This is a genomic window from Ferrovibrio terrae (genome assembly GCF_943372915.1).
Classification (GTDB): Bacteria; Pseudomonadota; Alphaproteobacteria; order Ferrovibrionales; family Ferrovibrionaceae; genus Ferrovibrio; species Ferrovibrio terrae_A.
In genome coordinates this window covers 1-12,656 of sequence record NZ_CALSAN010000019.1, presented here as the reverse complement: position 1 = coordinate 12,656, position 12,656 = coordinate 1, and the positions used below count along the sequence as shown (strand labels likewise).

15 protein-coding genes and 1 tRNA gene are annotated in these 12,656 nt (G+C 65.7%); 9 read left to right on the top strand and 7 right to left on the bottom strand.

Translation table 11 applies throughout. The features are described from left to right. Positions 1 to 20 precede the first annotated feature (20 nt). Positions 21 to 908: a LysR family transcriptional regulator gene (locus tag AAG821_RS13910; protein ID WP_341915601.1), complete on the top strand. Its 888-nt coding sequence runs from the start codon at positions 21 to 23 to the stop codon at positions 906 to 908. Here AAG821_RS13910 and AAG821_RS13905 read toward each other — a convergent pair. From AAG821_RS13905 to AAG821_RS13895, 3 genes are all read right to left on the bottom strand, one after another. Next, on the bottom strand, positions 905 to 3,211 hold the full coding sequence (locus AAG821_RS13905; RefSeq protein WP_341915602.1) for an NADP-dependent malic enzyme: 2,307 nt from the start codon (positions 3,209 to 3,211) through the stop codon (positions 905 to 907). The two genes, AAG821_RS13910 and AAG821_RS13905, sit on opposite strands and share 4 nt — an antisense overlap. Before the next feature lie 129 nt (positions 3,212 to 3,340). Beyond that, a tRNA-Leu gene (locus AAG821_RS13900) sits at positions 3,341 to 3,427 on the bottom strand. A gap of 72 nt (positions 3,428 to 3,499) precedes the next feature. Then, complete coding sequence (locus AAG821_RS13895) at positions 3,500 to 3,739, bottom strand: FliM/FliN family flagellar motor switch protein (RefSeq protein WP_341895870.1); 240 nt, start codon at positions 3,737 to 3,739, stop codon at positions 3,500 to 3,502. A gap of 82 nt (positions 3,740 to 3,821) precedes the next feature. Between AAG821_RS13895 and lipB the strand changes: the two genes are divergently transcribed. Then, entirely contained in the window at positions 3,822 to 4,538 is a 717-nt protein-coding gene (gene lipB / locus AAG821_RS13890; protein ID WP_341915604.1) for a lipoyl(octanoyl) transferase LipB, read from the top strand. 29 nt (positions 4,539 to 4,567) lie between these two features. Here the strand turns inward: lipB and AAG821_RS13885 are convergent, their stop codons facing one another. Continuing rightward, positions 4,568 to 4,798 carry a hypothetical protein gene (locus AAG821_RS13885; protein ID WP_341915605.1) on the bottom strand — a complete coding sequence of 77 codons (231 nt, stop codon included), beginning with the start codon at positions 4,796 to 4,798 and terminating at the stop codon, positions 4,568 to 4,570. 493 nt (positions 4,799 to 5,291) lie between these two features. Between AAG821_RS13885 and AAG821_RS13880 the strand changes: the two genes are divergently transcribed. Then, positions 5,292 to 5,972 (top strand): hypothetical protein, encoded by a 681-nt coding sequence (locus AAG821_RS13880; RefSeq protein ID WP_341915607.1) that lies wholly within the window; start codon positions 5,292 to 5,294, stop codon positions 5,970 to 5,972. A gap of 129 nt (positions 5,973 to 6,101) precedes the next feature. On the opposite strand, the gene AAG821_RS13875 is transcribed toward AAG821_RS13880, so the two are convergent. Continuing rightward, positions 6,102 to 6,665: a hypothetical protein gene (locus tag AAG821_RS13875; RefSeq protein WP_341915608.1), complete on the bottom strand. Its 564-nt coding sequence runs from the start codon at positions 6,663 to 6,665 to the stop codon at positions 6,102 to 6,104. 177 nt (positions 6,666 to 6,842) lie between these two features. After that, the gene (locus AAG821_RS13870; protein ID WP_341915618.1) at positions 6,843 to 7,133 is read right to left on the bottom strand and encodes an acylphosphatase; all 291 of its coding nucleotides are present in this window, start codon (positions 7,131 to 7,133) and stop codon (positions 6,843 to 6,845) included. Positions 7,134 to 7,296: 163 nt separating this feature from the next. Here AAG821_RS13870 and AAG821_RS13865 point away from each other — a divergent pair, with 163 nt between their 5' ends. The 6 genes from AAG821_RS13865 to arsB all read left to right on the top strand — a co-directional run bounded on the left by AAG821_RS13865 (position 7,297) and on the right by arsB (position 12,314). Beyond that, positions 7,297 to 7,698: an ArsR family transcriptional regulator gene (locus tag AAG821_RS13865; RefSeq protein ID WP_341915609.1), complete on the top strand. Its 402-nt coding sequence runs from the start codon at positions 7,297 to 7,299 to the stop codon at positions 7,696 to 7,698. Positions 7,699 to 7,760: 62 nt separating this feature from the next. Then, positions 7,761 to 9,158, top strand: a complete 1,398-nt coding sequence (locus tag AAG821_RS13860; protein WP_341915611.1) for an FAD-dependent oxidoreductase — start codon at positions 7,761 to 7,763, stop codon at positions 9,156 to 9,158. Next, entirely contained in the window at positions 9,158 to 10,342 is a 1,185-nt protein-coding gene (locus AAG821_RS13855; protein WP_341915612.1) for an MFS transporter, read from the top strand. The genes AAG821_RS13860 and AAG821_RS13855 overlap by 1 nt, the downstream gene beginning before the upstream one ends. A gap of 73 nt (positions 10,343 to 10,415) precedes the next feature. Further along, positions 10,416 to 10,766: a metalloregulator ArsR/SmtB family transcription factor gene (locus AAG821_RS13850; protein ID WP_341915614.1), complete on the top strand. Its 351-nt coding sequence runs from the start codon at positions 10,416 to 10,418 to the stop codon at positions 10,764 to 10,766. Beyond that, positions 10,738 to 11,256, top strand: a complete 519-nt coding sequence (locus AAG821_RS13845; protein ID WP_341915615.1) for an arsenate reductase ArsC — start codon at positions 10,738 to 10,740, stop codon at positions 11,254 to 11,256. The genes AAG821_RS13850 and AAG821_RS13845 overlap by 29 nt, the downstream gene beginning before the upstream one ends. Positions 11,257 to 11,294: 38 nt before the next feature. After that, positions 11,295 to 12,314 (top strand): ACR3 family arsenite efflux transporter, encoded by a 1,020-nt coding sequence (arsB, locus tag AAG821_RS13840; protein ID WP_341915620.1) that lies wholly within the window; start codon positions 11,295 to 11,297, stop codon positions 12,312 to 12,314. Here the strand turns inward: arsB and AAG821_RS13835 are convergent. Next, positions 12,311 to 12,656, bottom strand: a 346-nt coding sequence (locus AAG821_RS13835) for an SRPBCC family protein (protein ID WP_341916312.1), incomplete at its 5' end; no start/stop codon positions are given. The two genes, arsB and AAG821_RS13835, sit on opposite strands and share 4 nt — an antisense overlap.

Sequence of the window (12,656 nt, the reverse complement as noted above, 5' to 3'; positions counted from 1 at the left end):
ATAGGGTTTTCCTATGGGCCATGAATCTGACCCTGATCCGCTATTTCATGGCCGTGGCCGAAACCGGCAGTTTCACCCGCGGCGCCGAACGCGCCAATGTCACCCAGCCGACGCTGTCGGCCGGCATCAAGCGCCTGGAAGAGTCGCTGGGCAGCAGCCTGTTCGAGCGTGGCCGCGCCTCGCAACTCACGCCGGCCGGCGCCCGCTTCCTGCCGCGTGCCCGCCTGTTGCTGCAGGAATGGACCGCCGCCCGGCGCGAACTGCGCCAGGAAGGCCGGCCGGCAAAGCTGCGCCTGCGGCTGGGCTACATTCCCGGGCTGCCCCAGCAAAGACTGACCGCCCTGCTCGGCAGTTTCACCACGGCACACCCTGATGTTGCGCTGGAGATTCTCGAAGCGCCGGCGGCAACGCTGACCCGCCGGCTCGATATGGGCCGCATCGATGCAGCGATCCTGCCGCTGGGCGATGACGGCGATGAGCACAGCCTGAGCCTGTTCCGCCAGCGCTACCTGCTGGCGGTGCCGCCGGCGCATCCGCTGGCCCGGCGCAGCAGTGCGAAGATCACCGACCTGCAGGACCAGCCCTTTGTGATCCGGCCGCAGGCCGAGATCATGCCGGCGGCGGAAAAACTGTTCGACGGATTGAATGTGCGGCCGCGCATCATCGGCCGGGCCGAGAGCGATGCGGCCCTGTTGGCGCTGGTGGAAGCCGGCATCGGCGTGGCGATCCTGCCGCACTGGCTCGGCAGCGATCAGGTGGCGACGCTGACCCTGCCCGAGCTGCGCGACACGCACCGCATCGGCCTGCGCTGGCGCGAGGATGACAGCGCCGCGTTACAGCAACTGCGCGATTTCGCCGCCGGCCATGACTGGGATGCAGCGGCCGGGCGCACGGTACTCGGGCATTAGTCGCCGGAGGCGCTGCGCCCCATCAGGCCTTCGGCATGGTCCTGGGCATCGACCACGGCAACCGCGCTCATATTGACCAGGCCGCGGACGGTGACATTGCGCGACACGATATGCGCCGATTTTGCCATGCCCATCAGGATCGGACCGACATAGAAGCCCTGCTCCATCTGGCGCACCAGATTGGCCGAGATATTGGCGGCATCCAGGTTGGGCATCACCAGCAGGTTGGCGCTGCCCTTCAGGGTGTTGTCGGGCATCAGCTTCTCGCGGATCGCTTCCGAGACGGCGGCATCGGCCTTCATCTCGCCCTCGATCTCCACGCCCGGCATCAGCTGGTGCAGGCGCTGGGTCGCTTCACGCATCTTCAGCGCCGAAGGCGCCGAAGACGTACCGAAATTGGAATGCGACAACAGCGCGATCTTCGGCACCACGCCGAAACGGCGTACCTCGTCGGCCGCGATCTGGGTGATCGCCACGATCTCGTCGGCACTGGGATCGAGATTCACATTGCTGTCGGTGATGAACAGCATGCCATGCGGCAGCACCAGCAGCTGCATGGCCGCCGGCAGCGATGCGCCAGCACGCAGGCCGATCACATCGACGATATGCGGCAGATGCTGGTCATACTGACCCACCGAGCCGCAGATCATGGCATCGGCCTCGCCACGCTGCACCGCCATGGCGGCAATCACCGTGGTGTTGGTGCGGATGATGGTGCGGGCATCGTCGGGCGCCACGCCCTTGCGCTTCATCAGCGCCAGATAACCGGTCCAGTATTCGTTGTAGCGGTCATCGCGCTCGGGATCGATCAGCGCGACATTCTCGCCGATCTTGAGCCGCAGGCCGAGTTTCTCGATGCGGCGCTCGACCACGGCGCGGCGGCCGATCAGGGTCGGAAGCGCCACCTTGTCGTCCAGCACGATCTGGGCGGCGCGCAGCACGCGCTCGTCCTCACCCTCGGCATAGATCAGGCGCATCGGCTTGCGCTTGGCGCGCTCGAATGTCGGCCGCATGACAAAGCCGGTGCGGTAGACAAAACGCTCCAGGCCCTCGCGATAGGCCTTCATGTCGGTGATCGGCCGCGTCGCCACGCCGCTGTCCATCGCCGCCTGCGCCACCGCCGGCGCAATCTGCAGGATCAGGCGCGGATCGAAGGGCTTCGGGATGAAGTATTCCGGGCCGAAGCTGAGCGCCTCGTCATTGCCATAGGCCCGCGCCACGACATCGGAGATTTCCGCCATTGCCAGATCGGCGATCGCGCGCACCGCGGCCAGTTCCATCGCCGTGTTGATCGTGGTGGCACCGACATCCAGCGCGCCACGGAACAGGAACGGGAAGCACAGCACGTTGTTGACCTGGTTCGGATAGTCCGACCGGCCTGTGGCCATGATCGCATCGGGCCGCGCCGCCTTTGCCACTTCCGGCAGGATTTCCGGCGTCGGATTGGCCAGCGCCAGAATCAGTGGCTTCGGCCCCATCTTGGCGACCATCTCGCCCTTCAGCACATTGGCGGCTGAAAGCCCGAGGAACACATCGGTGCCGACGATGGCATCGCCCAGCGTGCGGTGGTTGGTCTGCCGCGCATAGCGCGCCTTGAATTCATCCATCTGTTCGGTGCGGCCCTCGTAGACCACGCCGACGATATCGGTGACGACGATATTCTCTTTGCGCACGCCCAGCTCGACCAGCAGGTCGAGGCAGGCCAGCGCGGCGGCGCCGGCGCCGGACGCCACCAGCTTCACCTCGTCCATCTTCTTGCCGACCACGCGCAGGCCGTTCAGCACGGCGGCCGCCACGGTGATCGCGGTGCCATGCTGGTCGTCGTGGAAGACCGGAATCTTCATCTTCTGGCGCAGCGCGCGCTCGACCACAAAGCATTCCGGCGACTTGATGTCTTCCAGGTTGATGCCGCCAAAGGTCGGCTCCAGCGCCGCGATGATACTGATCAGCTTGTCGGGGTCGGTTTCGTTGATCTCGATATCGAAGACGTCGATGCCGGCGAACTTCTTGAACAGCACCGCCTTGCCTTCCATCACCGGCTTGGACGCCAGCGGACCGATATTGCCCAGGCCGAGCACGGCGGTGCCGTTGGAGATCACGCCGATCAGGTTGCCGCGCGCGGTCAGCTCGGCGGCCTGGGCCGGGTCTTCGACGATGGCATTGCAGGCGGCGGCGACCCCGGGGCTGTAGGCCAGCGCCAGGTCGCGCTGGGTGCCGAGCGGCTTGGTCGGGGTGATTTCCAGCTTACCCGGCTTCGGCAGCCGGTGGTATTCCAGGGCCGCGCGGTCGAGATCGGATTTCATCAAAATACTCGCAGGATCGGTACGATCAGGGGCACCGGCCGGGCAGAGCTGCCGCCGGGGAAATCAGGCTTACAACAGCCTGCCATGCGAGGAAAGTGGGACGGCCCGGTCCCGGACGGGTTTGTCGAATGGTGCGGTCGAAAAGACTCGAACTTTCACGGCCTTTCGGCCACAGCCACCTCAAGGCTGCGCGTCTACCAATTCCGCCACGACCGCATTTTCGGGCGACGCGGGGGAATAGCAAATCCCGCCCGGGTATTCAAGGCCGCGCCAGAGGTTAATACGGCCCTAGTCGTCCGACATGGTGTCGGTGATGGAAACCGCAACCTTCTCGCCGGAAATGACGATTTCGCCCCGGGCGATCAGCTTGTTGTTGGCGAAGATCCAGGCATGGTCGTCCACGCTGGCATCCAGCTCGATGACAGCGCCGCGGCCGACCTTCAGCACCTGATGGATCGGCATGGTCGCCTTCCCCAGCACCACGGAGATTTCGACCGAGACATCGTTGACGGCGGTATTGATCGCCATGCCGCACCTTCCTTCCGGTCCCTGCAGGGCTTAAGTAACCCGGGCAAGGTTAGCACAGCGTTAAGCCGCCCGGTACGTCCCCATGTCTCTCCCCCCGCCCAACCAGATCATCGCCACCCCGGCCGGCCCGGTGGAGTGGATCATCAGCGACGCGCCGGTCGACTACCCGGAGGCCCTGGCCGCCATGGAGGCCCGGGTGGCCGCCATCCATGCCGGCACGGCGCCCGAGGCGATCTGGCTGCTGGAACACCCGCCGCTCTATACCGCCGGCACCTCGGCCAAGGCCGCCGACCTGCTCACCCCCCAGTTCCCGGTGTTCGAGACCGGGCGCGGCGGGCAGTACACCTATCATGGCCCCGGCCAGCGCATCGCGTACCTGATGCTGGACTTGACCCGGCGCGGCCGCGACGTGCGGGCCTTTGTCTGCCGCATGGAGGACTGGGTGATCGCCAGCCTCGCCCGCTTCAACGTCACCGGCGCGATCCGCGACGGCCGGGTCGGCGTCTGGGTCGAGCGCCCCGACCAGGGCCCGGGCCGGGAAGACAAGATCGCCGCCATCGGCGTCCGCGTCCGGCACTGGATCACCTTCCATGGCCTGAGCCTGAACGTGGACCCCAACCTCGACCACTATGGCGGCATCGTCGCCTGCGGCATCCAGAAGACGGCGGCCGAGCCTTTCGGCGTCACCTCGCTGGCTGATCTGGGCCTGACGCCCAGCCTGCCCGAGGTGGACCTGGTGCTGCGCGACACGGTGGAAACCGCCCTGCTCGACCGGCTCGGCGCAAGCTGCCAAGCCTGATCAGGCAGTCTTCTTAAACTACTGAACTTCTAAGACTTATTCTTGCGCTCATGGGCGCGGCGCTGCTGCCGGGTCATGCCGGCGGTCGAAACCACCTGCGGCTCGGCTGAGGCTTTGCGTGACTTCAGCAGCAGGACGTAAACCGCGGTAAAGATGACGATGGTGCCGAAGCCGACCCACTGGTTGCCGGTCGCCCACCAGCCCACACCGCCAAAGGCCAGCGCGCCGACATAGCAGAGCGCCCACTCTTTGAGGGTCATTCGATATTTTTTCTTTGTAATCATAATATTACAGCGTCTTTCGATATTGATACGTCATGACTGGCCAGCCGGGCCGGCTGAGGGGCATTCTGCGTCATTCCGCTTCGCGACACCATCATTCGTGTTCGCCAGGCTTCGCCAGTGTTCGCTGGGGTTCGCTGGGGTTCGCTGGATGCTCGTGCGGCTTCGCTGGGGTTCGTTCAGGTCCATCCAGGTTCGTTCAGGTCGGTTCGGGGTCGCGCCGGCCCGCCGGCCTGCCGGCCTGCCGCTTTTCCCGAGCTGCAAATCCAGGAACATATAAGGTACATTTTCCGGCGATCAAGACCGGGATTACCCCCCGTCGCTCCCGCGAAAGCGGGAGCCCAGTCGGTCAGCTTGCTGGATTCCCGCTTGCGCGGGAATGACGGTTACGGGCGAGACTGTGATGGTCGCCCTGTCGCCGCTACCCCCGGCCGCTATGATCGGGACAGCTTTCCTTCAGCCCGGGGCCTTTATGAACATCCTGATCTTCGGCGCCACCGGCATGGTCGGCCAGGGCGTGCTGCGCGAATGCCTGCTCGACCCCGGCGTCAGCCGGGTGGTCGCCATCGGCCGCAGCCCGGCCCGCGATACCCCGATGGGGCGGCTGCCTGAGGCGACCAAGCTGACCGACCTGATCCAGGACGACCTGTTCGACTATGCCGGGATCGAGGACCGGCTGAGCGGTTTCGATGCCTGCTTCTTCTGCCTGGGCGTCAGCGCGGCGGGCATGAGCGAGGCGGCCTATACGCGGGTAACCCACGACCTGACGCTCGCCGCCGCCCGCACGCTCGCCCGGCTCAACCCGCAGATGGTGTTCACCTATATCACCGGGCGGGGCACCGACAGCACCGAGGCCGGCGCGCTCATGTGGGCGCGGGTGAAGGGCCGCACCGAGAATGCCCTGCTCGCCCTGCCCTTCAGGGCGGCCTACATGTTCCGCCCCGGCGCCATCGAGCCGCTGCATGGCATCACCCCGAAAAGCCGGGTCTACCGCCTGGCCTATCTGCTGCTGATGCCGGTGCTGCCGCTGGTGCGGCTGCTGTGGCCGCAGGCGCTGACCACCACCGAGCAGGTCGGCAAGGCGATGATCGCCTGCGCGCGGACCGGCGCACCCAGACCTGTTTTAGAAGTGGCGGATATCAACGCGCTGTAGCGCGCGATTCAGAAGACCTAGGCTCCCGCTTTCGCGGGAACGACGACTGTATTTCGGTCCATATCTCCGTCATTCCCGCGCAAGCGGGAATCCATGCCTGTAAGCAGCATGAGCGATACGTTGTAGCGATCAGTATTGCCCGAGCGAAGTGGGAGCGGCACCGCCCAGCTCTTTAAGATGCTGCTGCATCCAATAGACATATTGGCGGTAATTCGAGGTCGAACGGTCGCCATTCGACGCATGCAATGTGTACTGCTCGGCTTCGCCGCTCTGAATCATGTCGGTGATGTATTGAATCTGCTCTTTGGTCTCATCAAGAGTCAGGTCGGCAACATTCCGTGCAGAGAAGTTTATGTTGTCCGGACCTTTAGCAATGGCGACCCGCCGGTTATCCGCTTCGTCCATTATCCGATAGTGCTCGGCCAACCGTGCATAGGAGGATGCAAGATCGGTTCGAATCATCGCCTGTTCTTCCGGCGACAGATCGGTGACCTTTGTCGGCTCAACACGCGGGATGGTGCGCTGTGCTGGCGTTTTATAGGTTGTGGGCCGTTCTGCCGTTGCCGCCTTCAGCGCCTCAAGAAATTCGGCCTGCTGCTCCGGTCTGCGGTCTTCATGTCTACCGACAGCCTCAACCACTGTGATCGCCTGAACAGAATCGATGGAAATCGAATTTGAAACTGAACTCGTCATCGCGGACTCCGAAGTTGCTACCTTTGGAAGCAGTCCGCGACAGTTTCTCCTCCGATGATTAACGCATCGCTTGGAGAGATTATGAATTTCGCGTTTACCATAAATTTTCGCACCGCGCATATACGCGCAATATCCCCCGATTGCGTGGTCGGAGTGACCGCGTTTACGGCATCGCTTTCACAGCGTCGGCGTCTGCGAGAATTTGGTCGCGCCGGCGGCCAGCTCGGCTTCTTCCGGGGTCACCGGACCGGGCTCCACTGTTTCCACCGTGGCGGCTTCGGGACCGCCATGCAGGGTCTGCTCCAGGCTGTCGAGATCGGCGGTCTCGCCATAGGCCAGCACTTCCACGCGGCCGTCGCGCCGGTTGCGCACCCAGCCGACCAGGCCCAGCGCCTTGGCCCGTGTCGTGGTCCAGTAGCGGTAACCCACGCCCTGCACCCGGCCGGAAACGAAGTATCTGCGCGCCATCTTTGCCATGGCCCAAGCTTAGACTGTCGGCCCCCGGCGATCCAAGACCGCCTTAAGACAAAGACGGGGTTTCGCCAGGGTTTTCCGCCCGGGCCAGGACGGGCTTGACGACATCGCGAGTGTGCATTACGTTATTCGTCGAATTACGAACGGAGTACCTCCAATGCCCATCCGGGCCAAGACCAGCAAGACCAAGGCCGGCGCCGCCAAGACTGGCACCACTAAGGCGGATGCTGCCTGCTGCGATCCCGGCCTGTCGGCGGCGGCGATCCCGGCCGACCTGGTTGAGCATGCCCGGCCCGAGGATGACGAGCTGGCCGAACTGGCCAAGGCCGTCGCCCATCCGGTGCGCGTGCTGATCCTGCGCAACCTGCTGCGCATCGGCACCTGCTATTTCGGCAAGCTGGCCGACCTGCTGCCGGTGGCGCCCTCCACCGCCTCGCAACATCTCACCATCCTGAAAGACGCCGGCCTGGTGCGCGGCGATATCAGCGATGCCCGCCCCTGCTATTGCGTCGATGTGCCGAAGCTGCGCCGCCTGCAGCAGCTGCTCGGCACCCTGTAAGTCTCAACCCCTTTTTTTGACTGTTGCATTCGTATTTCGACGAACACCGAAGGAGCCCAACCATGAACGCCATCAACACGTCACTCTCGCTGCCCATTGCCGTGATCGGCGCCGGCCCCGTGGGTCTGGCCGCTGCCGCGCATCTGCTGGCGCGCGGCCTGAAGGTGAAACTCTATGAGGCCGGCGACGACATCGCCGATCATGTGCGCGACTGGGGTCATGTGCGGCTGTTCTCGCCGTGGTCCTACAATATTGACACGGCCGCACGCGCCCTGCTGGAACCGACCGGCTGGACGGCGCCGCGCCCGAGCGTGCATCCCACCGGGGCCGAGCTGTATGCGCAGTATCTGAAGCCGCTGGCGGCGACGCCGGCGATCAGCGCGGTGCTGGAAACCGGCGCGCGCATCACGGCGGTGAGCCGTCAGGGCTTTGACAAGATGAAGACGGCGGGCCGCGAGGCGGCGCCCTTCCTGCTGACCGTGCGCAAGCGCGATGGCAGCGAGCGGCAGGATCTGGCGCGCGCGGTGATCGACTGTTCGGGCACCTGGAGCCAGCCCAATCCGATCGGCAGCAGCGGCCTGGCCGTGCCGGGCGAACGCGCAGCCGCCGCACGCATTGCCTATGGCATCCCCGATATGCTGGGCCGCGATGTCGATGCTTACGTGGGCAAGCGCGTGCTGGTGCTGGGCGCCGGGCATTCTGCTGCCAATGTGCTGCTCGATCTGGCCAAGCTGAAAGGCCGGGCACCGACCACCGAGATCGTCTGGGCGGTGCGCGGCGGCAGCCTGGCGCGGCTGTTCGGCGGCGGCAGCAACGACAAGCTGGCGGCGCGCGGCGCGCTGGGCCATGCTCTGGAAACCCAAGTGAAGGCTGGCGGCATCGACCTGCATATGAACAGCACAGTAACGAAGATCGACAGCGGCACGGCGTTGCAGGTGACCCTGCAGCAGCCGGGTGGCGCGAGTGAGACCGTGACGGTGGACCGCATCATCGTGGCGACCGGCCAGCGCCCGGCGCTGGAGATGCTGCGCGAAATCCGCCTCGATCTCGATCCGGCCACCGAAAGCCCGCGCGTGCTGGCGCCGCTGATCGATCCGAATGTGCATTCCTGCGGCACGGTGCGGCCCCATGGCCATCGCGAACTGGCACAGCCGGATGCGGGCTTCTACATCGCCGGCATCAAGAGCTATGGCCGCGCCCCCACCTTCCTGCTCGCCACCGGCCATGAGCAGGTGCGCTCGATTGCCGCCGCCCTCGCCGGCGACATGGCCGAAGCCGACGATGTGCAGCTCGACCTGCCGGAAACCGGCGTGTGCAGCAGCACTCTGGCGACCGCCGGCGAAGGCAAAAGCTGCGGCACCGCCAAGCCGCGCGTCACGGTGACGGCGGCCACCGAGAAAAGCTGCTGCACGCCGAAGCCACATTTCGCCGGCACCGAAGCGGCCAAGGACTGCTGCTGATGCAGATCGGCAAGCAGCATCGCCTCGCCGTCATCCTGGCGCTGGGCACCGCGCAGACGCTGGGCTGGGGCTCGACCTATTACCTGCCGGCGATCCTGGCCGGACCGATGGCGGCCGATCTGGGCGTCACCACCGGCTGGATTTACGGCGCCTTTTCGGTGGCGATGCTGCTCACCGCCTTCATCGGCCCCGGCGTCGGCCAGCGCATCGACCGCTTCGGCGGCCGCAATATCCTCACGCTGTCCAGCCTGATCTTCGCAGCCGGCCTCGCCCTGCTGGGCAGCGCCACGCATCTGGCGGTGTTTGTCGCCGCATGGCTGATGATCGGCTTCGGCATGGCGATCGGCCTGTATGAGGCGGCCTTTGCCACGCTGGCCGCGATCTATGGCAGGGAATCGCGCAGCGCCATCACCGGCATCACCCTGCTGGCCGGTTTTGCCAGCACGATCTGCTGGCCGATCTCGGCGCTGGTGGATGCCGAATGGGGCTGGCGCGCCACCTGCTATGTCTGGGCCGGCGCGCATCTGCTGATCGGCCTGCCGCTCAACCGCCTGATGATTCCGCGCGAACTGGGCGACCATATCACCGCGCCGCCGCCAGCCATGGCGCAGGAGGATGCGCCGATCTTCAGCCGGCCGATGCTGCTGCTGGCCTTTGCCTTCGCCGTCACCTGGATCACCAGCACGGCGATGGCCGCGCATCTGCCGCGCATCCTGGAAGCCGCCGGTGCCAGCAAGACCATGGCGATTGCCGCCGCCGCCCTGGTGGGGCCCGCCCAGGTGGCCGCCCGCGTGCTGGAACATACCGTGCTGCAGCGCTTCCATCCGCTGCTCTCCGCCCGCATGGCCTCGATCACGCATCCGCTCGGCGTCGGCCTGCTGCTGATTTTCGGCGCGCCGGCGGCGTATCTGTTCACCCTGCTGCATGGCGCCGGCAACGGCGTGATGACGATTGCCAAAGGCACCCTGCCGCTGGTGATCTTCGGCCCCGTCGGCTATGGCCGGCGCCAGGGCTGGCTCGTCGCACCGGCGCGCTTCGGCCAGGCCGGCGCACCCTTTGTGTTCGCCCTGCTGCTCGAATGGTACGGGCAGCATGTGCTGCTGTTCACCAGCGGGCTGTGCCTGGCGGGCTTCGCCGCCATGCTGATGCTGCGCACCGCCACGGCGGAAACCGCCAAAGCCTGACGCAGCCGCGGCTGTCATCAAAGCTTCACTGGCGGCTGCCCGATATTTTGATATATCTGGAAATATGAAACGGATGACGGATTCGCTTGCGGTGCGCGCCTTCGGCGCCCTGGCGCAGGACACGCGGCTGGCGGTGTATCGCCGGCTGGTCGAGGCCGGGCCGGCGGGGCTTTCCGCCGGCGCGATTGCCGAGGCGCTGGATGTGCCGGCCCCCACGCTGTCCTTCCATCTGGCGCAACTGCGCGGCGCCGGGCTGATCACGCAGCGGCGCGACAGCCGCTCGCTGATCTATGCCGTCGATGTCGCGCTGATGAACACCCTGATCGGTTTCCTGTCCGACCGCTGCTGCGGCGGCCAGCCCGATCTCTGCCTGCCAACCCCCAAGAGTGCATCCGATGCCCGATCAAGACGCAAAGCCGTTTAACATCCTGTTCCTCTGCACCGGCAATTCGGCGCGCAGCATCCTGGCCGAGGCGATCATGAACGAGATCGGCGGCGGCCTGTTCCATGCCTACAGCGCCGGCAGCTTCCCCAAGGGCGACGTGCATCCGATGGCGCTCGACCTGCTGAAGAAGAGTGGCCATCCCGTCGCCGGCCTGCGTTCGAAATCCTGGGACGAATTCGCCGGACCCGACGCGCCGCCGCTCGATTTCATCTTCACCGTCTGCGACAACGCCGCCAACGAGGTCTGCCCGGTCTGGCCGGGCAAGCCGATGACCGCCCATTGGGGCCTGCCCGATCCGGCAGCCGTCGAGGGCGATGAGGTCGCGCAGCGGCTGGCCTTTGCCGAGACCTATCGCATGCTGACCAACCGCATCCGCGCCTTCACCAGCCTGCCGCTCAAGGCACTGGATGAGCTGACCCTGCAGAACCGCCTGCGCGAGATCGGCCGCGACCAGTCGAAGGCCTCGTGATGACGGATGTTGCGGCTGCCGCGCCGGCCAAGCCGGCGATGACGCTGTTCGAGCGTTATCTCACGCTGTGGGTGGCGCTGTGCATCATCGCCGGCATCGCGCTGGGCCACTGGCTGCCCGGCCTGGTGCAGGTGGTGGCGGCGGCCGAAGTGGCGAAGGTCAACCTGCCGGTCGCCGTGCTGGTCTGGCTGATGATCATTCCCATGCTGCTGAAGATCGACTTCGCCAGCCTGGGCGAAGTGCGGCAGCACTGGCGCGGCATCGGTGTGACCCTGTTCATCAACTGGGCGGTTAAGCCGTTTTCCATGGCTTTGCTCGGCTGGCTGTTCATCGGCTGGCTGTTCCGCCCGTATCTGCCGGCCGAGCAGATCGACAGCTATATCGCCGGACTGATCCTGCTGGCCGCCGCGCCCTGTACGGCGATGGTGTTCGTGTGGAGCAACCTGGTCGATGGCGAGCCGCATTTCACGCTGAGCCAGGTGGCGGTCAACGACCTGATCATGGTGGTGGCCTTTGCGCCGCTGGTCGGGCTGCTGCTCGGCATCTCGGCGATCACCGTGCCCTGGGATACGCTGCTGCTCTCGGTCGGGCTCTATATCGTGGTGCCGGTGCTGATCGCGCAACTCTGGCGCCGGTCGCTGCTGCGGCGCGGCCAGGCCGCGCTGCAACGCGCCCTGCAGACTCTGGCGCCGCTGTCGCTGCTGGCCCTGCTCGCCACCCTGGTGCTGCTGTTCGCCTTCCAGGGTGAGCAGATCGTGGCGCATCCGCTGGTGATTGCGCTGCTGGCGGTGCCGATCCTGATCCAGGTCTATTTCAATGCCGGGCTGGCCTATGGCCTGAACCGGCAATGCGGCGTGGCCCATTGCGTCGCCGGACCCTCGGCGCTGATCGGCGCCAGCAATTTCTTCGAACTTGCCGTGGCGGCGGCGATCAGCCTGTTCGGCCTGCAGTCGGGTGCCGCGCTCGCCACCGTAGTCGGCGTGCTGATCGAGGTGCCGGTGATGCTGTCGGTGGTGCATATCGTCAACCGCAGCAAGGGCTGGTACGAACGACGCTAGGGCGAAAGCCGTTTGTCCAGGCTGTCGTGGAACCAGGCGCAGGCCTGCTCGAAACGGCCGAAGGTGACATGCGTGTTGGCGCCGGCGCGGAAGCCGGCCTGGATCGCCTGGCCCATCTGGAAATCCTCGTCCAGCGCATCCCAGAAGATCTTCACGTTCTTGTCCCAGTAGGCCACCGCCTTCTCGGTGGCCGGCGGCTGCGGGATCAGCGCGCCGCCCTGCACGATGCAATTGTCCGTGCCCTGCGGGAACACCGTCATCACGGTGGCATGGTCGGGCTGCACCAGCACGATCAGGTTGGGGAAGATGAAATACAGCGGATTGCCGTAGTCGCGCACGCTA

Bases quoted from the DNA above. Each gene is read 5' to 3' on its own strand.
- AAG821_RS13905 (WP_341915602.1), bottom strand. From the start codon at position 3,211: ATGAAATCCGATCTCGACCGCGCGGCCCTGGAATACCACCGGCTGCCG.
- AAG821_RS13845 (WP_341915615.1), top strand. From the start codon at position 10,738: ATGCCCGATCAAGACGCAAAGCCGTTTAACATCCTGTTCCTCTGCACC.
- arsB (WP_341915620.1), top strand. From the start codon at position 11,295: ATGACGCTGTTCGAGCGTTATCTCACGCTGTGGGTGGCGCTGTGCATC.
- AAG821_RS13860 (WP_341915611.1), top strand. From the start codon at position 7,761: ATGAACGCCATCAACACGTCACTCTCGCTGCCCATTGCCGTGATCGGC.
- AAG821_RS13880 (WP_341915607.1), top strand. From the start codon at position 5,292: ATGAACATCCTGATCTTCGGCGCCACCGGCATGGTCGGCCAGGGCGTG.
- AAG821_RS13910 (WP_341915601.1), top strand. From the start codon at position 21: ATGAATCTGACCCTGATCCGCTATTTCATGGCCGTGGCCGAAACCGGC.
- AAG821_RS13875 (WP_341915608.1), bottom strand. From the start codon at position 6,665: ATGACGAGTTCAGTTTCAAATTCGATTTCCATCGATTCTGTTCAGGCG.
- AAG821_RS13870 (WP_341915618.1), bottom strand. From the start codon at position 7,133: ATGGCGCGCAGATACTTCGTTTCCGGCCGGGTGCAGGGCGTGGGTTAC.
- AAG821_RS13885 (WP_341915605.1), bottom strand. From the start codon at position 4,798: ATGACCCTCAAAGAGTGGGCGCTCTGCTATGTCGGCGCGCTGGCCTTT.
- AAG821_RS13850 (WP_341915614.1), top strand. From the start codon at position 10,416: ATGACGGATTCGCTTGCGGTGCGCGCCTTCGGCGCCCTGGCGCAGGAC.
- AAG821_RS13895 (WP_341895870.1), bottom strand. From the start codon at position 3,739: ATGGCGATCAATACCGCCGTCAACGATGTCTCGGTCGAAATCTCCGTG.
- AAG821_RS13855 (WP_341915612.1), top strand. From the start codon at position 9,158: ATGCAGATCGGCAAGCAGCATCGCCTCGCCGTCATCCTGGCGCTGGGC.
- AAG821_RS13865 (WP_341915609.1), top strand. From the start codon at position 7,297: ATGCCCATCCGGGCCAAGACCAGCAAGACCAAGGCCGGCGCCGCCAAG.
- lipB (WP_341915604.1), top strand. From the start codon at position 3,822: ATGTCTCTCCCCCCGCCCAACCAGATCATCGCCACCCCGGCCGGCCCG.